Source organism: Microvirga soli, assembly GCF_016734765.1.
Taxonomy (GTDB): domain Bacteria; phylum Pseudomonadota; class Alphaproteobacteria; order Rhizobiales; family Beijerinckiaceae; genus Microvirga; species Microvirga soli.
This window is the reverse complement of the sequence record NZ_JAERQE010000009.1, coordinates 67,594-85,482: the sequence shown is the minus strand read 5'-3', so window position 1 is coordinate 85,482 and position 17,889 is coordinate 67,594. Positions and strand designations below refer to the sequence as shown.

At 64.9% G+C, this 17,889-nt stretch carries 15 protein-coding genes; 10 read left to right on the top strand and 5 right to left on the bottom strand.

Going from position 1 to position 17,889, the window contains the following annotated elements:
* The first annotated feature begins 10 nt into the window (after nt 1–10).
* The 4 genes from JKL45_RS10565 to acuI all read left to right on the top strand — a co-directional run bounded on the left by JKL45_RS10565 (nt 11) and on the right by acuI (nt 5,178).
* The gene (locus JKL45_RS10565) at nt 11–1,234 is read left to right on the top strand and encodes a cell wall hydrolase (RefSeq protein ID WP_312896943.1); all 1,224 of its coding nucleotides are present in this window, start codon (nt 11–13) and stop codon (nt 1,232–1,234) included.
* An 89-nt stretch (nt 1,235–1,323) separates the two neighbouring features.
* Nucleotides 1,324–2,736, top strand: coding sequence for a M10 family metallopeptidase C-terminal domain-containing protein (locus JKL45_RS10560; protein WP_201861096.1), 1,413 nt, complete (start codon nt 1,324–1,326; stop codon nt 2,734–2,736).
* 130 nt (nt 2,737–2,866) lie between these two features.
* Nucleotides 2,867–4,108, top strand: coding sequence for an MFS transporter (locus JKL45_RS10555; protein WP_201861095.1), 1,242 nt, complete (start codon nt 2,867–2,869; stop codon nt 4,106–4,108).
* An 83-nt stretch (nt 4,109–4,191) separates the two neighbouring features.
* Nucleotides 4,192–5,178: an acrylyl-CoA reductase (NADPH) gene (gene acuI / locus JKL45_RS10550; protein ID WP_201861094.1), complete on the top strand. Its 987-nt coding sequence runs from the start codon at nt 4,192–4,194 to the stop codon at nt 5,176–5,178.
* Between the two features lie 127 nt (nt 5,179–5,305).
* On the opposite strand, the gene JKL45_RS10545 is transcribed toward acuI, so the two are convergent.
* Nucleotides 5,306–6,253, bottom strand: coding sequence for a LysR family transcriptional regulator (locus JKL45_RS10545; protein ID WP_201861093.1), 948 nt, complete (start codon nt 6,251–6,253; stop codon nt 5,306–5,308).
* Nucleotides 6,254–6,422: 169 nt separating this feature from the next.
* Here JKL45_RS10545 and wrbA point away from each other — a divergent pair, with 169 nt between their 5' ends.
* Nucleotides 6,423–7,025 carry an NAD(P)H:quinone oxidoreductase gene (wrbA, locus tag JKL45_RS10540; RefSeq protein ID WP_201861092.1) on the top strand — a complete coding sequence of 201 codons (603 nt, stop codon included), beginning with the start codon at nt 6,423–6,425 and terminating at the stop codon, nt 7,023–7,025.
* 25 nt (nt 7,026–7,050) lie between these two features.
* Here wrbA and JKL45_RS10535 read toward each other — a convergent pair whose 3' ends face one another.
* On the bottom strand, nt 7,051–8,040 hold the full coding sequence (locus JKL45_RS10535) for an L-threonylcarbamoyladenylate synthase (RefSeq protein ID WP_376771021.1): 990 nt from the start codon (nt 8,038–8,040) through the stop codon (nt 7,051–7,053).
* Between the two features lie 107 nt (nt 8,041–8,147).
* Here JKL45_RS10535 and JKL45_RS10530 point away from each other — a divergent pair, with 107 nt between their 5' ends.
* The 4 genes from JKL45_RS10530 (at nt 8,148) to JKL45_RS10515 (ending at nt 12,741) form a co-directional block, all read left to right on the top strand.
* Nucleotides 8,148–9,926, top strand: a complete 1,779-nt coding sequence (locus tag JKL45_RS10530; protein ID WP_201861091.1) for an acyl-CoA dehydrogenase family protein — start codon at nt 8,148–8,150, stop codon at nt 9,924–9,926.
* A 4-nt stretch (nt 9,927–9,930) separates the two neighbouring features.
* Nucleotides 9,931–10,782 (top strand): SDR family oxidoreductase, encoded by an 852-nt coding sequence (locus tag JKL45_RS10525; protein ID WP_201861090.1) that lies wholly within the window; start codon nt 9,931–9,933, stop codon nt 10,780–10,782.
* A gap of 39 nt (nt 10,783–10,821) precedes the next feature.
* Nucleotides 10,822–11,817 carry a magnesium transporter CorA family protein gene (locus tag JKL45_RS10520; RefSeq protein WP_201861089.1) on the top strand — a complete coding sequence of 332 codons (996 nt, stop codon included), beginning with the start codon at nt 10,822–10,824 and terminating at the stop codon, nt 11,815–11,817.
* Between the two features lie 174 nt (nt 11,818–11,991).
* A complete protein-coding gene (locus JKL45_RS10515; RefSeq protein WP_201861088.1) occupies nt 11,992–12,741 on the top strand; it encodes an SOS response-associated peptidase in 750 nt (249 codons plus the stop codon).
* A 264-nt stretch (nt 12,742–13,005) separates the two neighbouring features.
* Here JKL45_RS10515 and JKL45_RS10510 read toward each other — a convergent pair whose 3' ends face one another.
* Together JKL45_RS10510 and JKL45_RS10505 are read right to left on the bottom strand one after the other, a co-directional pair.
* Nucleotides 13,006–14,289, bottom strand: coding sequence for a class I SAM-dependent RNA methyltransferase (locus JKL45_RS10510; RefSeq protein WP_201861087.1), 1,284 nt, complete (start codon nt 14,287–14,289; stop codon nt 13,006–13,008).
* The gene (locus tag JKL45_RS10505; protein ID WP_201861086.1) at nt 14,249–14,977 is read right to left on the bottom strand and encodes a TlyA family RNA methyltransferase; all 729 of its coding nucleotides are present in this window, start codon (nt 14,975–14,977) and stop codon (nt 14,249–14,251) included. Before JKL45_RS10505 ends, JKL45_RS10510 begins: the two co-directional genes overlap by 41 nt.
* Nucleotides 14,978–15,083: 106 nt before the next feature.
* Between JKL45_RS10505 and JKL45_RS10500 the strand changes: the two genes are divergently transcribed.
* Nucleotides 15,084–15,797, top strand: coding sequence for a superoxide dismutase (locus JKL45_RS10500; RefSeq protein WP_201861085.1), 714 nt, complete (start codon nt 15,084–15,086; stop codon nt 15,795–15,797).
* Between the two features lie 120 nt (nt 15,798–15,917).
* Here the strand turns inward: JKL45_RS10500 and dxs are convergent, their stop codons facing one another.
* A complete protein-coding gene (gene dxs, locus JKL45_RS10495; protein WP_201861084.1) occupies nt 15,918–17,825 on the bottom strand; it encodes a 1-deoxy-D-xylulose-5-phosphate synthase in 1,908 nt (635 codons plus the stop codon).
* Between the last annotated feature and the right edge of the window lie 64 nt (nt 17,826–17,889).

The window sequence follows — 17,889 nt, the reverse complement described above, 5'->3', positions numbered from 1 at the left end:
GGTGTTGCGCGTGCGTCTTCCGTATCGTCGATCTCGGGTGAAATGGATCTGCGCCACCACCGCCCCCTGGGCGCTGGCGACCGGCCTGCTGATCTCGTTCACGGCCTCGGCCAGCAACGATCTCCATTCCGGCGTGAGCTTCGCTCCGCGCAGCGCAACTGCCCGGCTTGTCGACACGGCCCTCGTGCCACCCACCGGCGCTTCCATTGCCGGCGGCAGGCTTGGGGTCGAAGGCGACATTCTCCGCTCCCTGCCGCGTTACGACCTGCCGAGTGAAATGGCCGATTCCGAGCCTCTTAAGGCCGACCGGAAGGCCGATGCGGACGCTGACCCAATCATCGACCGCTCGATGAAGGGCACTCCACTGGTCGCGCCGCACGCGACGCTCTCCCGGCGGGCCAAGCAACTGCGCTCGGTTCTCAATCAGGACGGCAGTGCCCGCCTGATCTACAGCCAGGACGAGAACCTCCTGCCGCCCACCGTTCTCATGGAGGGGCAGCTCGAGGAATTCGACATGGAACAGGCTTTCGAGCCCTGGCAGGCGCCGGAATACACCACAACCCAGCAGGCCACCTCGGTGCAGTCGCCGGCTGCCGCAGCGGCAGGCTCGACCGGCGCCTCCGCCAGCCCGACCACCCCGATGGTCAAGCGAGCCATCGCCCTGTCGTCGACCACGCCGGCGCCCATGGATGCCACCCCCATGGAGATCGCGGCCGCTCCCGTGTCGCTGCAATCGCCGCGCCTCGACCGGGGCGAGGTGACGATCCTGCCGAAGAGCGACGATCCCGACCGTCCCCGCTATGTGGACCTGATCGATCCGGACAACATGAACAAGGAGCAGCGCTGCCTGGCCGAGGCCGTCTATTTCGAGGCGCGCAGTGAGCCCTTGGCCGGGCAGGCGGCTGTCGCACAGGTGATTCTGAACCGGGTGAAGAGCGGGCTTTATCCCTCGTCCATCTGCGGCGTGGTCTACCAGAATCGCCACCGCCATCTCGCCTGCCAGTTCACCTTCGCCTGCGAGGGCAAGTCCCTGCGCATTCGCGATACCGAATCCTGGGATCGGGCGAAGCAGGTGGCGAGCGCCGTGCTCGAGGGCAGAACCTATCTGGCCGATGTGGGCGGCGCGACGCATTATCATGCCGACTACGTCCGTCCCTCCTGGTCGCGCCGCCTGAAGAAGATGGACGTGATCGGCCGGCACATCTTCTACAAGCTCAAGCCGGGGCAAACCTGAGAGAGTCGCCCGCCTGTGCGTTTCGGCACGAGAGAAAACGTAATAGAGTAGTAGAAGCTTGAGATGCGAGGTCTCGAGACGAGGGAACGATGGCGACGATCCGAAACGCTGTGCCGGGCGCCGGCTATGGGAATGTGTTTGTCGATCCCCTTGTCTGGGGCGGTGAGGCCTGGGACACGACCGGGGAGCCGATCAAGGTCTATTTCGGCCAGAGCGGCGACTTCGCGGCAGCCAGCGTCCGCCATGGGGAAAGCGAGGTCCTGACCAGCGCGGCTCAGGTGCAAGACTGGACCCTCGCGGAAATCGGCGTCTTCGACTATGCGGCCGCTGTCTACGGCAGCGTCTGCGGCCTCAGGTTCCAACTCGTCGACTCTGTGGGCGACGCCGATATCGTCTGGTGGAAGACAGCGCTTGGCGATAACGCGCTTGGCCTCCACGAATTACCGAACAGCGATCAGGTCTGGGGATATTTCGATCCCTCCACACCCTCCTGGAGCAACATGCATTTCGGGGGCGACGGCCTCAACACCGTGCTGCATGAGCTCGGGCATGGCTTTGGCCTGGCGCATCCGCACGACGGCGGGGATGGGGGCGGAACCATTTTTCCCGGCGTGACCGACGCTTCCTCGACCGGATCCTACGGGCTGAACCAGGGAATCTGGACGGTCATGTCGTACAACACGGGCTGGGATACGGCCGGCTACGACGTGACCTACGGCAATCAGGCAGGGCTCGGGGCCTTCGACATTGCGGCCCTGCAGGCCCTCTACGGAAAGAACATGGCGACGGGTGCGGGCAAGGACGTCTACACCCTGCCGACCTGGAACCTGTTCGCGGAGGAGCGGGGATGGTTATGCATCTGGGACGCGGGCGGGACTGACACGATCACAGCCGCGAATGCATCGGCCGGCGTGCAGATCGACCTGCGGGCCGCCACCTTGAGGGCCGGGGATCGCAACGCCGGAGGGTTCATCTCGCGAGAGACGGATGTGGCCGGTGGCTTCACGATCGCGAACGGCGTGGTGATTGAGAACGCCACGGGCGGGCGCTCCAACGACAAGCTCTACGGGAATGCCGCGGGCAACACCCTGAAGGGCAATGGCGGCAAGGACAGCCTGCAAGGCAATGGCGGAAGCGACATCCTCATGGGCGGGTCGGGACACGATACCCTGGCTGGAGGCTCAGGCAGCGATGCGTTCGTGTTCAATACGAAAGCCAGCAAAACCGGCAATCTGGATCGCATCTCCGACTTCAACGCCCGATACGACGCCATCCATCTGGAGAACTCCGTCTTCAAGAAGATCGGCAAGGCCGGGACGCTGAAGAGCAAATACTTTGAAATCGGCAACAAGGCTGGCGACCGGGACGACCACCTCATCTACAACAAGGCGAAGGGTGTCCTTTATTACGACGCCGACGGTTCGGGGCAGGGGCGGGCGATCGAGATCGCCATTCTCTCGAACAAGGCCAAGATGACGTCGGCCGATATCATCGTTATCTGAAGCTGGGCTGACAGCCATGGAGCCCAAATCCATCACAAAGCCTCATACCAAAGGCGACAAACTTTCAATTCTGCTGATGCAAGACTTGGGCTAGGGTGCCGTCCTTGTTTTGCGCCTTGAGGCCGTGACCATGCACGCATCGCCCGCCCGCTCCCGCGTCTCCCCGGAAATCATTGTCGTCTGCGGCTGCCTCATCGCCCTGATCACGTTCGGGCCCCGGGCCTCCTCGGGGCTGTTCCAGTTGCCGATGATCACGGAATACGGCTGGGGCCGCGACACCTTCGGCTTTGCCATCGCGATCCAGAACCTCCTTTGGGGCGTCGGGCAGCCTTTTGCGGGCGCGGTGGCGGACCGGTTCGGGGCATTCCGCGTGCTCTGCGTGGGCGCTCTGCTCTATGCGCTCGGCCTCGTGGTCATGGCCTATGCAACCACGCCCGGCGTCCTGCATATCGGCGCCGGCGTGCTCATCGGCTTCGGGCTCTCCGGCTGCTCGTTCAACCTGGTGCTCGGTGCCTTCGGCAAGATCCTGCCCGAGAAGTGGCGCCCCATGGCTTTCGGTGCCGGCACGGCGGCGGGCTCCTTCGGCCAGTTCCTGTTCCCGCCCATCGGCAACGTGCTGATCGAGTCCTTCGGCTGGCAGCAGGCGCTGCTGGTCTTCGCCGCCAGCGTGCTCATCGTGATGCCCCTGGCGCTCGCTCTCGCGACCCGGCCGACCGGCGATGCGGCACTGTCCGGAGCGGCTGCGGCTCCGAACCAGTCGATTGCCCAGGCTCTGTCAGAGGCCTTCAAGCATCGCTCCTATGTGCTGCTCGTGCTCGGTTTCTTCACCTGCGGCTTCCAGCTCGCCTTCATCACCGTGCACCTGCCGGCCTACCTCAAGGATGCCGGCCTCTCGGCGACCGTGGGCGGCTGGACGCTTGCCGTCATCGGCCTCGCCAATGCAGTTGGCTCGCTGGGTTCGGGCTGGCTCTCCACTCGCATGTCGAAGCGGTGGCTGCTGGCCTGGATCTATCTCGGCCGCTCGGTGGCCATTGCGGCCTTCATCCTGGTTCCGGCGACCCCCGTCACGTCGATCCTGTTCGGCATCTCCATCGGGCTGCTCTGGCTCTCCACCGTGCCGCCCACGTCATCCCTGGTGATGCTGATGTTCGGCACCCGCTATATGGCCATGCTCTACGGCTTCGCGTTCTTCTCGCACCAGGTCGGCGGCTTCCTCGGCGTGTGGCTCGGCGGCCTGCTCTACGAGATCAACGGCAATTACAACATGGTCTGGTGGCTCTCGGTCCTGCTCGGCCTCGCCTCGGCCTTGATCAACCTGCCGATCAAGGAGCAGCCGGTCGATCGCGCGCCGGCGCTGCAGCCGGCGGAGTAGGCTCGCCTCCTGCTAAGGGATGAAGCTTTCGCGCTTGTCCTCATCCTCCAGCGCGCCACAAATGGGTGCGGGGAGGAATCGGCATGAGCGCATTCAAAGCCGTCGTCATCGACAAGTCTGAGGCCGGCCAGAGCGTCGAGATCCGCGCGTTCAACGATGCAGATCTCATGGACGGCGATGTCACCGTCCGCGTGTCGCACTCAACGCTCAATTACAAGGACGGGCTGGCGCTGACCGGCAAGGCCCCGGTTGTGCGGCGCTTTCCGATGATCCCCGGCGTCGATCTCGCCGGCATCGTGGAAGCCTCCTCGAACCCAGACTTCAAGCCCGGTGATGCGGTCGTCCTCAACGGCTGGGGACTCGGTGAGACGCATCTCGGCGCCTATGCGGAAAAGGTGCGCGTGAAAGGCGACTGGCTCATCCCGCTGCCACAAGGTCTCACGGCGCAGCAGGCGATGGCGGTCGGCACGGCCGGCTACACGGCGATGCTCTGCCTGATGGCGCTTGAGCGGCACGGCCTGCGCCCAGAGCGCGGCCCCGCCATCGTCACCGGCGCTGTCGGCGGTGTGGGCTCGGTGGCCGTGGCGCTGCTGGCACAAGCCGGCTGGCATGTGATCGCCTCGACGGGGCGGCCCGAGGAGGCGGATTACCTGAAGGAGCTGGGAGCGAGCGAAATTCTCGACCGCACCGAACTCGCCAGCCCTGGAAAGCCCCTTGCCAAGGAGCGCTGGGCTGCGGGCGTCGACACGGTCGGCTCCACGACGCTGGCCAATGTCCTGTCCATGACGAAGTATGGCGGTGCCGTCGCGGCCTGCGGATTGGCGGGCGGCATGGACCTGCCCACAACCGTGGCACCCTTCATCCTGCGCAACGTGTCCCTGCTCGGCGTCGATTCGGTGATGGCTCCCAAGGCGCTGCGGCTCGAGGCCTGGAACCGGATCGCCCGCGAACTCGACCACGACAAGCTTGCCGCCATGACCTCGACGATCCGCCTCGATGGGGTGATGGAAGCGGGTAAAGAGATTGTGGCCGGGCGCATCAAAGGCCGGGTGGTGGTGGAGATCGGCTAGCCAATATTGGCGCGTCATGGCCGGACTTGTTCCGGCCATCCACGTCTTAGGAACCGCGACGCATCAAAGACGTGGATCCCCGGAACAAGTCCGGGGATGACGCGAGCAGAATGCTGGAAATCAACAGCTAGCCCGCTTCGCTGAGCAGAGTGGCTTTCGCCCCGCCGCCCTCGATCCGCTTCTTCTGCTTGGCAATTTCTGTGGCCATGAAGTCCATGAAGGCCCGCACGCGGGCGGACTGGCGCAGGTCCGGATGGGTGAGGAGCCACAGGCCCGCGGCGAAATCGGCGTTGGTGTCCGACAGCCGCACGAGATTGGGGCTTGCATCCGCAATGAAGCAGGGCAGGGGACCGATGCCAGTTCCGGCCTCTACCGCTTCCGAGAGGCCGAGCACCGTGTTGACCTTGTAGACGAGGTTCTCCGGCGCCACGTGTTCGCGCACGTATCGGGCGACCTTCAGCGTCGCCAGATTGTCCCCGAGCGCCACCCAGTGCCGGTTGAAGAGATCAGCCAGGGTCACGTCTTCGGGTCCCCGGACATCAGGGAAATCCACCTTCCGGCCGTAGATCGCCCAGGCAATGGTCGCCACGCGCCGTCCGACCAGCGTCTCGGGCGGATCGTCCGTGGCACGAATCGCCACGTCGGCATCGCGCTTCGAGAGGTTGAGTGCCTGGTTGGCGAGAACCACGTCGAGCCGCATCTCCGGACAGGCCGTGATGAAGCGGGCAAAGATCGGCGTCAGCAGATGTACGAGCAGCGTGTCGTTGGTGGTGACGCGCAGTTCTCCGGCAGGCGCGACGGCCTGGCCCGCGAGCTTGCGGGTGAACGCCGTGACGTTCTCCTCCATCTGCTCGGCCAGCGCCGTCATCTCCTCGCCGGCCGTGGTGAGCACGTAGCCGGTCCGGTGTCGCTCGAAGAGCTTGACCCCGAGGTTTTCCTCCATCTGGCCGAGCCGCCGGAAGACGGTAGAATGATTGACGCCCAGCTTCTCGGCCGCGCCGGCCAATCCATTGGCTTCGGCGATGATCTTCACGAGCCGGAAGTCGTCCCATTCGAGATGCTGCTGCTTGGACATTGTTTGCATTCACGCAAGAGAGGCCCTGCATCTCTAGCACTGGTTTTGCAGGGGAGAAAGATTATCCTCTTGGATGTCCAACACCCGCAGGGCAGTGCACATCCGGCTTCTCGTGACGAGAGGCTCTGGAAGGCTGGTCTGCGTTTCAATTCAACCAATTGGAGTTCACATGACCAAGGTTCTGGTTCTGTATTATTCGTCCTGGGGTCACATCGAGCAGATGGCCTATGCCGCCGCCGAGGGCGCCCGCGAGGCTGGTGCCGAGGTCGTGGTGAAGCGCGTGCCCGAACTCGTGCCTGAGGCCGTGGCTCAGGCGGCTCACTACAAGACTGACCAGAAGGCCCCCGTCGCCACGGTCGAGGAGTTGCCGGAATACGACGCCATCATCTTCGGCACGCCGACCCGCTACGGCACCATGACGGCGCAGATGAAGAACTTCCTAGACCAGACCGGCGGTCTCTGGGCGCAGGGCAAGCTCATCGGCAAGGTGGGCTCGGTCTTCACCTCCACGGCCACGCAGCACGGCGGCCAGGAAGCCACCATTCTCACCACGCTGCCGGTGCTCCTGCACCACGGCATGGTGGTCGTGGGCCTGCCTTATTCCTTCCAGGGTCAGATGGGCGTCGACCAGATCCGCGGCGGCTCGCCCTACGGCGCATCGACAGTAGCCGGCGGCGACGGCTCCCGTCAGCCGACCGAGATCGACCTCGACGGTGCCCGCTTCCAGGGCAAGCACGTGGCCCGGATCGCCGCGAAGCTGGCGGCGAAGTAAGAAAGCTGAATTGAGCGGAGCGGGTTTACCGCTCCGCCGCAGCGCGCTTCAGACGGTCGTTGATAGCCTCACCCAGGCCGGTCTCCGGGATCGGGCCCACGGCGATAGTCGCGGCTCCCGAAGCATCGAGCTGCCTCAGATAGGAAAACAGATGAGCGGCGGCCTCCACGAGGTCGCCGTTTTTGCTGAGGTTCAATGTGGTGCGGGCTGTCACCACACCCTCAAGGGGCTGCGCACCGAATAGCAGAACGGCTTCATCGGCCCCGACGCTCGCTGCATTCAGGCGCACCCGTGCACGGGGTGCGTAGTGTGATGCGAGCATGCCGGGCGCGAGCGGGTTCTTGCCACCTTCCTCTCCGCTTTCGAGCTTCATGCCGATCAGGGTTTCAATGGCGTCCCGCGGCACCCCGCCGGGGCGCAGCAGGCGGGGCGTGCCGCCGAGGCAAGCCACGATGGTCGACTCGACGCCCACCTGAGACGCTCCGCCGTCGAGCACCGCATCGATCCGACCGTCGAGATCGCCCAGCACATGGTCCGCGTCGGTCGGGCTCACGCGGCCCGAGCGGTTGGCGGAGGGTGCAGCGACCGGGCGGCCCGTTTTCTGCAGCAGCGCATGGGCGAGGGGATGGGCCGGCACGCGCAAACCCACACTGTCGAGACCGGCGCGGGCGAGGTCGGAGATGGTGCAGGTGGGGGCCACCGGCACGACAAGGGTCAGCGGGCCGGGCCAGAAGGCCTCTGCCAAGCGCCGGGCTGTCTCGTCGAATATGCCCTGCGTCTGGGCGGCCTCGAAGCTGCCGAGGTGCGAGATCAGCGGGTTGAAGCTCGGACGCTCCTTGGCGGCGTAGATGCCGGCAACGGCCTGCGCATCTGTGGCATCGGCCCCGAGGCCGTAGACCGTTTCCGTCGGGAAGGCCACGAGGCCGCCGCGCCGCAGGATCTCCGCCGCGCGGGCAAGACCTGGTTCATCAGACGTCAGACGCTCCGTTTGGCGCATTGACCCAAGATCGTTCACGTCTAAACTATTCCTTGCCCGTGGGGAAAATCCCCTTGCCGGGCGGGTTTAACGGCGCGAGAACACGCGTCAATATGAAAAGCCCATAGCCCCGAGAGGAAGAGCCCATGACTTACCGCGCGCCCGTCCCCGACATCGTCTTTACCATGCGGCATGTGGCGGGCCTCGACCGCGCCGTGGCGGACGGCGTCTATGGCGACCTCTCGACGGATCTGGCCGAGACCATCCTGGACGAGGCGGGCCGCTTCGCCAATGATGTCATCGCGCCCCTGAATCGAGAGGGCGACAAGCACGGCGTAGTCCTCAAGGACGGCGCCGTCACCACCGCTCCCGGCTGGAAGGCGGCCTATAAGGGTTGGACCGAGGCTGGATGGAACGCATTGCCCGGCCCGGTGGAATACGGTGGTCAAGGCCTGCCCACGCTTCTGAATTCCGCCTGCGTCGAGATGTGGAACGCCGCCTCCATGGCCTTTGGTATTGGCCCTGTGCTCACCATGGGGGCCATCGAGGCTCTGGTTCAGCATGGGACCGACGATCTTAAGGTCCGCTATCTCGAAAAGCTCGTCTCCGGCGAATGGACCGCCACCATGAACCTCACGGAGCCGCACGCGGGTTCGGATCTCGCGGCCCTGCGCTCGCGCGCCGAGCCGGTGGGGGACGGTACGTACAGGGTCACAGGCCAGAAGATTTTCATCACCTACGGCGAGCACGATCTTACCGACAACATCATCCATCTCGTGCTCGCGCGCCTGCCGGATGCACCCGCCGGCACCCGCGGCATCTCGCTGTTCCTCGTGCCGAAGTTCCTGCCCGATGGCACGCGCAACGACATGCGCTGCCACTCCATCGAGCACAAGCTCGGCATCCATGCCTCGCCTACCTGCACCATGATCTTCGGCGACAACGGCGGTGCCGTCGGCTGGCTCGTCGGCGAGGAGAATCGCGGCCTCGCCTGCATGTTCACGATGATGAACAACGCCCGTCTCGCGGTGGGCCTGCAGGGTGTGGCGATTGCGGAGCGCGCCTATCAGCAGGCGCTCGGCTATGCCAACGAGCGCAGGCAGGGGCGCGCCATCGGAGCGGTTGAGGGTATGAGCCCCATCGCCGTGCATCCGGACGTGCAGCGTAACCTGCTCACCATGAAGGCGCTCACCGCTGCGGCCCGAGCCATCTGCTACATGACCGCCGAGGCCATCGACCGCGCGCATCTCGAAGAAGATCCGGCACGACGGAAGAAGGCGCATGAGCGCGCGTCGCTGCTGACGCCTGTGGCCAAGGCCTTCTCGACGGATATCGGCGTAGAGGTCGCCTCCATCGGCGTGCAGGTCCACGGCGGCATGGGCTTCATCGAGGAGACAGGCGCGGCCCAGCATTTCCGCGATGCGCGCATCGCGCCGATCTATGAGGGCACCAACGGCATCCAGGCCATCGACCTCGTCACCCGCAAGCTGCCGCTCTCCGGCGGCGAGACGGTGCGGGCACAGATCGCCGCCATGCGGGGAACAGTGGCTCGCCTTCTCAAGGAGAGCACGCCCGCTTTCGGCGCCACCGCACCACGCCTGCGCGATGCCATCGAGAGCCTCGACCGAGCCACAAGTCATCTGCAGCAGTCGCTGTCCTCCAACGCGCAGGGCGAGGCGCTTGCCGGCGCAACGCCTTACTTGAGGCTCTTCGCCCTCGCGCAGGGCGGAGCGGCGCTTGCCGAGATGGCACTGGCGGCAAACGCGCTGGCCGCTGGCGGCGACACGGACCCCGCCCATGCCGGCCGCATCGCGCTCTGCCGCTTCTTTGCCGAGAACATCACCGTCGGTGCGAAGGGGCTTGAGGAAACGGTCATGAGCGGTGCAGGCTTCCTGCAGGACGCAACCCTGGCACTCGCGAGCTGATCCCATGAGCCTCAACGGAAAAACCCTCTTCATCACCGGCGCCTCGCGGGGCATCGGCCTCGCCATCGGGCTGCGCGCGGCGAAGGGCGGCGCGAACGTGGTCATCGCGGCCAAGACCGCCGAGCCGCATCCCAAGCTCCCCGGCACGATCTACTCGGCCGCGGAAGAAATCGAGGCGGCAGGCGGCAAGGCGCTGCCGCTCGTGGTCGACGTGCGCGACGAGGAGGCGGTGAAGGGTGCGATCGCAAAAACGGTCGAGACCTTCGGCGGCCTCGACATCGTGGTCAACAATGCGAGTGCCATCAGCCTCACGCCGACGCCGCAGACCGACATGAAGCGCTTCGATCTGATGCACCAGATCAACACGCGCGGCACCTACATGGTGTCGAAATATGCCATTCCGCACCTGGAGAAGGCCGAGAACCCGCACATCCTCATGCTCTCGCCGCCGCTGGACATGAGCGAGAAGTGGTTTGCGCCGCATCTGGCCTACAGCATGGCGAAATACGGCATGAGCCTCTGCGTGCTTGGGCTTGCGGGCGAATTGCGGGGGCGGGGCATTGCCGTCAACGCGCTCTGGCCGCGCACCACCATCGCCACGGCGGCGGTCAAGAACCTGCTCGGCGGCGAGGCTCTCGTGCAGGCCAGCCGCACGCCGGAGATCCTGGCCGATGCGGCCCACGCGATCTTCCAGAAGCCCTCGAAAAGCTTCTCAGGGAACTTCCTCATCGACGATGTCTTCCTGCACGGGGAGGGCGTGAAGGACTTCGAGAAGTACCGGGTCGACCCGACGCAGCCCCTCGCGCCCGACTTCTTCGTGCCGGATGACACGCCGCCCCTCTCGCAGTTGTCATGAAAATCAGGCTAGAACATACCCGGTAATGCGGAGACGGGTATGATTGTGATCCACAGGCCAGCGCAGGCAGCGGGACCCGCCGGGGAATCCCTCGACCGTTCCGTTCTGCGGGCGGGCGAGCCCATCCCGGCCGATGCCCTCTGGATCGACCTGATCGAGCCGACCCGTGAAGAGGATAAATTCGTCGAGGCACATCTCGGCATCGAGATCCCGACCCGGGACGAGATGGCTGGCATCGAGCCTTCCGAGATCCTCTATCACGAGAACGACGTCCGCTACATGACGGCCCGTGTCATCACCCACTCCGAAACGGACAACCCGAAGCTCATCGACATCTCGTTCATCCTGACCGAACGGGCGCTCGTGACCGTCCGTTACGGCGAGCCTCGCTCCTTCAGCATGTTCATGACCCGTGCGTTGAAGCCCGGCGGCTGCAGGCACCAGCCGGAGGCCGTGCTCGACGGCCTGGTCGAGACCATCATCGACCGGGCGGCCGAGATCCTCGGTACGGTGGGAACACGCGTCGACCGCCTGTCGCAGGCGATCTTCGAGAACGAGCGGCGTGGCGCCAAGCGCGCCGCGTCCTATCGGGCCGCCTTAAGGTCTATCGGTCGCAAGGGCGATATCATCTCCAAGGTGCGCGAGAGCATGGCCTCCGTGGAGCGGCTGCTGCTGTTCCTCTCGGCCAGCATGCAACGGCCGCAGAAGACCCGCGGCTATCAGGGAGAATGGCGGACGGCCCTGCGGGATGTGCAATCCATCGAGGAATACGCCGCGTTCCTGTCCAACAAGCTCCAGTTTCTCCTCGACGCGACGCTCGGCCTCGTCAGCATCGAGCAGAACGACATCATCAAGATCTTCTCAGTCATGTCGGTGATCTTCCTGCCGCCGACGCTCGTGTCGTCGCTCTACGGCATGAACTTCAAGTTCATGCCCGAGCTGGAATGGCAGCACGGCTATCTCTGGGCCATCACCCTGATGATCCTCGCCGCTGTGCTGCCCTATCTGTTCTTTCGCTGGAAACGTTGGTTATGAACGTGCCGCTGTCATTCCGGGGCTGCGGAGCGGAGCCCGGAATCCATAAACACGACGTTTCAAGCAGTGCGAGTAGCGTTAGACCTCATTCTGCACGGTCAGCGGTTATGGATTCCGGGCTCGCCTTCGGCGCCCCGGAATGACAGAGAGAAGTGAGTAAAGGGAGAGAACGCCATGTGCGGACGCTATGCGATCACGCTCTCACCTGAAACCTACCGGGAACTCTACGGCTATTCGGAGCAGCCGAATTTTCCTCCGCGCTACAACGTGGCCCCCACCCAGCCCGTGCCCATCGTGCTGGAGGATCGGGGCGAGCGGCATTTCATGCTGGTGCGCTGGGGATTCCTGCCGTCCTGGGTGAAGGACCCGAAGGACTTTCCGCTGGTCATCAACGCCCGCGGCGAAACGCTGGAAACGAAGCCGACCTTCAGGAATGCCTTGAAGCGCCGACGCTGCATCTTTCTCGCCGATGGCTTCTATGAATGGCGGCGGGAGGGGAAAGAGAAGACGCCGTTCCTGATCCGCCCGCGCGACCGCAGGCCGATGCCGCTCGCAGGCCTATGGGAAACCTACAGCAGCCCTGACGGCGGCGAGATCGACACCGCTGCCATCGTCACCACGGATGCCAACGGCACGCTGTCGGCCGTGCATGACCGTATGCCGGTGATCCTGTCGCCCAACGACATCGGAGCCTGGCTCGACGTGCGCGACGAACGCGCCGACGTAATGCGCCTCGTGCGGCCCTGCCCGGATGAATGGCTCGACATGGTGCCGGTCTCAAGTCGCGTGAACAAGGTGGAGAATGACGATCCGGGTCTGCTGGAGCCTCTGGCGCATCCGGAACCTGCGCCAGTGGTCGAGAAGAAGCCCAAGGCCAAGAAGCCGCTCTCGAGTGACGAGGACGAGCAGGGGAGCTTGTTCTGACTTTCAGTGCGGTCATCCCGGACGGCGCAGCCGATCCGGGATCGTTTTACAAGTAGTGCACCAACTGACCCTCTCCCCCCTTGTGGGGGAGAGTTGGAGAGGGGGGTGCAACGCTAGACCGGAACCAGCATGGCGCCAGCACCCCCCTCCCGGCTGCTGCCGCGGCCACCCTCCCCCCACAAGGAGGGAGGGAATACCCGCGCCATTCTTGTCATACGATCCCGGATCTTCGCTGACGCTTCGTCCGGGATGACGCTGTTCGTCTTACCGCCGCTTCTTCACCACGTCCCGGCGCAGGATGCCAACGACTTCCAGGTGCGGCGAGTGCTTGAACTGGTCGACGGGGATCACGCGCTCCAGGCGATAGCCGCTATCCATCAGGATAGCCGCATCGCGGGCGAAGGTGGCGGGGTCGCAGGAAACGCTCACCACGAGCGGCACTTTCGACACGGCAATCTGCTTCACCTGCGCCTCCGCGCCCGCGCGGGGCGGATCGAGGACCACGGCATCGAAGGCGTTCAGTTCCGGCGTGAGCAGCGGACGGCGGAAGAGATCGCGCGCTTCGGTCGAGATCCGGCGAAGACCGGGTGTGGCGCGAAACGCCTTGTCGAGCGCTGCCATCGAACCCTTGTCGAACTCGACCGCATGCACTTCCGCCTTCTCTGCAAGCCGCAGCGAGAAGGGCCCGGATCCGGCGAAGAGATCGGCTACGCGCTTGGCCTTCGCGCAGGCTTCCGTCACCAGACCTGCGAGCACCTCCTCGCCGAGCCGCGTCGCCTGCAGGAACGAGCCCGGCGGAGGGACCACAGAGGCGCGGCCCATGAGGATCGCCGGGGGGCGGCGCTCCACAACCACATCGCCATGGATCGACAGGCGCGAGAGATCAAGCCGGCTTGCGAGATCGATGAGGCTCAGGCGCTCGGCATCCTTCATGGGACCGTGGCCGCGCACGTCCACGTCGAAGCCGGTCTGTGTCTGGGTGATCTGGATGTCGAGGGGCTTGCGCGGTCCTTTCAGGTGCTCGCCGATGGCGCGGGCGATACCCGGTGCCTGTTCCTTCAGACCGGGCTCCGCGATGGGGCAGAACGCGATCTCAACGATCTGATGGCTGCGCGGAGCCATGTAGCCCACATGCATGGCGCGGTCGGGAAAGCGCACGTGCAACGTGACGCGGCGCCGGCCCTCGCCATGGGCGTCGATGAGATGTTCGATGGGCGCCTCGATCCGCGCCTGGCTTAAGGTGTGGGCGAGGATCTCCTGCTTCCAGGCCTGATAGAAGCCGTGCTGCATGTGCTGCGTGGCGCAGCCGCCGCAGGCATCGAAATAGGGGCAGAACGGCGTCTCGCGCTCGGGCGACGGCACATCGACGCTCACAAGCCGCGCATGCGATCCGTCGCGCTCGATCGTGACGGTCTCGCCCGGCAGCACCTTCGGCACGAAGATTGAATCGGAAGCGCTCTCGGCGATGCCGTCGGCTTTCGCGCCGAGGCGCCTGATGATGACCTGTTCAGCCAATGCGGGCTCCCAACAAAAATTCCCGGTTTCCATCCCCACCTTCGATGGGGGAGGGGATGAGCCCCATGACCTCGAAGCCGAGCGAGGTCACGAATGCTCTCATATCCTCGCACACGGCGCGATGCACGGCTCCATCGCGGACGATTCCCTTTTTCACGTGATCGCGCCCGGCTTCGAATTGCGGTTTCACGAGAACGGCCAGTTCGGCTTGAGGTTTCAGCAGGGCGACGGCGGCCGGCAATACGAGCTTGAGCGAAATGAAGCTCACATCCGAGACGAGAAGATCAGCCTTCTGCGAGATCAGATCCGCATTGAGCGAGCGGGCGTCCGTTCCTTCCAGATTGGTCACGTGCGTGTGGCCGGCAATCGTGGGATGCAGCTGGCCGTGGCCTACATCCACCGCATACACATGCGCTGCGCCTCGGTTGAGCAGCACCTCCGTGAAGCCGCCCGTAGAGGCGCCGATGTCAAGGCAGATCTTGTCCTTCGGGTCGATCTGGAACACGTCGAGCGCGGCCGCAAGCTTCACGCCGCCACGGGACACGTAAGGGTGCGGCTGCTCGGCCGTGATCACAGCCTCCTCGGCCACCATGTCGGACGCCTTGCGGATGACGGCGCCGTTCACGGTCACGAGGCCGGCGGAGATCGCCTCCTGGGCCCGGGCACGGCTTGCGAAGAAGCCGCGCTCGATCAAAGCCACATCGACACGCTTGCGGGTCATCAAAGTCTCACATCCATCTGCGTTCACGATCTCTTCATGGGCAGGAACCAGGCCCGGCCCTAGAACATCTCTCGTTCACAAGTCTCTCACAGCCACCGGAGATCCCATGATCAGCCGTCGCCATCTCCTGACAGGGGCCACCCTGCTTGCCGCCAGCGCTGTCATTCCCCGCGCCTGGGCGCAAGCCCCATCGGGTCCTTTCAAGCTCGACCCCTTGCCCTATGCGCCGTCCAAGAACGAGCCGCATATCGATGCGCAGACCATGGAGCTCCACCATGGCAAGCACCATGCAGCCTATGTGACCAACCTCAATACGGCGCTGTCCCAGAATGCCGAGGCGGCCAAGATGCCGCTCCACGAGATGCTGGCGAAGCTCGGCGAGCTGCCGGAATCGATCCGCACGGCCGTGCGCAACAACGGCGGCGGCCACGCCAATCACACCATGTTCTGGCAGATCATGGGCGGCCAGGGCGGCGAACCCTCGGGCGAGCTCAAGAGCGCCATCGACCGGGATCTCGGTGGGCTGGCGAAGTTCCAGGAGGACTTCAATGCCGCCGGAACGCGGCAGTTCGGATCCGGCTGGGTATTCGTGACCGTTGCCCGCGACGGCAAACTCACCATTACGAGCAAGCCCAACCAGGACACGCCCCTCATGGACGGGCAGCGGGTCCTGATGGGCAACGACGTGTGGGAGCACGCCTATTACCTCAAATACCAGAACCGGCGTCCGGACTACCTGAAGGCATGGTGGAACGTGCTCGACTGGAACCGGATCGGCGAGCGCTATGCTGCCGCAAAGGCCGGGACACTGACGATTTAGTCAGGACCGCCACTCTTGTCGTCATCACCGGCCTTGTGCCGGTGATCTCGATGGCTTGAGGTGCTGCGCCTTACCGTATCGGGATGGCCGGGACAAGCCCGGCCATGACGAGGTTGAACTTCAAGCCCGAACCTTCCGAGTCTCTTCCTGCCCCAGCGCCTCGAAGACCTTGGTCACGATGCCCGCCGCATCGAGGCCGGCCTTGGCATACATGCGATCCGGCTTGTCCTGGTCGATATAGACATCAGGCAGCACCATGGAGCGCACCTTCAGGGTGCCGCGATCCAGGGCTCCCTTGTCAGCCAAAAGCTGCAGCACATAGGAGCCGAAGCCGCCGATGGAGCCTTCCTCGACGGTGATGAGCACCTCATGGTCGCGGGCAAGGCGCAGGATCAGCTCCTCGTCGAGGGGCTTGGCGAAGCGGGCATCGGCCACGGTGGTGGAGAGGCCGCGCGCCTCCAGCTCCTCGGCGGCTTTCAGGGCCTCGCTTAGCCGGGTGCCGAGCGACAGGATGGCGATGCGGCTGCCATCCTTCACCACGCGGCCCTTGCCGATGGCGAGCGGCACGCCCTGCTCGGGCATGTCGACCCCGACGCCTTCGCCGCGCGGATAGCGGAACGCGATAGGGCCGGAATCGTGGGCCGCGGCGGTCGCCACCATATGAACGAGTTCCGCCTCGTCGGCCGCCGCCATCACCACCATGTTCGGCAGGCAGCCGAGATAGGCGACGTCGAAGGAGCCCGCATGGGTGGGGCCGTCCGCGCCCACCAGGCCCGCCCGATCGAGGGCAAAGCGCACAGGCAGGTTCTGGATCGCCACGTCATGCACCACCTGGTCATAGGCGCGCTGCAGGAAGGTGGAATAGATGGCGCAGAATGGCTTGTAGCCCTCCGTGGCCATGCCGGCCGCGAAGGTCACTGCATGCTGCTCGGCGATGCCCACGTCGAAGGTACGGGTGGGGAATTCCTTGCCGAAGAGGTCGACGCCCGTGCCGGACGGCATGGCGGCCGTGACGGCCACAATCCTGTCGTCCTTGCGAGCTTCCTTCGCCAGGCTCTCGCCGAAGACCTTGGTGTAGGCGGGTGCATTGGCCTTGGCCTTGGTCTGGGCGCCCGTCACCACGTCGAAGGTGACCACGCCGTGATACTTGTCGGCCGCTTCCTCCGCCGGCGCGTAGCCCTTGCCCTTCTTCGTCACCACATGGACGAGGATCGGGCCGGTCTCGGAATCGCGGACATTCTTCAGGATCGGCAGCAGATGATCGAGGTTGTGGCCGTCGATGGGGCCCACATAGTAGAAGCCCAGCTCCTCGAACATGGTGCCACCGGTCCAGAAGCCGCGGGCGAATTCCTCGGCGCGCTGCGCCTTTTCGTAGATGAATTTCGGCAGCTTCCTTGCCAGCTGCTTGGCGGTCTCGCGCAGACCCCGATAGGCGCCGCCGGAGACGAGGCGGGCGAGATAGGACGACATGGCGCCGGTGGGCGGCGCGATGGACATATCGTTGTCGTTGAGAATGACGATGAGGCGCGAATGCATGGCGCCGGCATTGTTCATGGCCTCATAGGCCATGCCGGCCGACATGGCGCCGTCGCCGATGACGGCAATGACGTTGTTCCTTTTACCTTCCAGGTCCCGCGCCACGGCCATGCCGAGACCTGCCGAGATCGACGTGGAGGAATGGGCCGCCCCGAAGGGGTCATACTCGCTCTCCTGGCGCTTGGTGAAGCCGGAGAGCCCGTCCACTTGGCGCAATGTGCGGATCCGGTCACGGCGGCCCGTGAGGATTTTGTGAGGATAGGCCTGGTGGCCCACGTCCCAGATCAGCCGGTCGCGGGGGGTGTCGAAAACGTGGTGCAGCGCGACCGTCAACTCGACGACCCCTAAGCCTGCCCCGAGGTGCCCGCCCGTGACGGAGACCGCGCTGATCGTTTCCGTCCGCAGCTCATCCGCCACCTGGCGGAGCTGGCTCTCGGGCAGCTGACGCAGATCGTCTGGGGTCTTGATGGTATCGAGCAGAGGTGTGGACAACGTTTTTCTCGCCAAGCTTCGACCGGAGGCCAGACAGAGGAGATAGGGGCTTAACTGAGGAGGG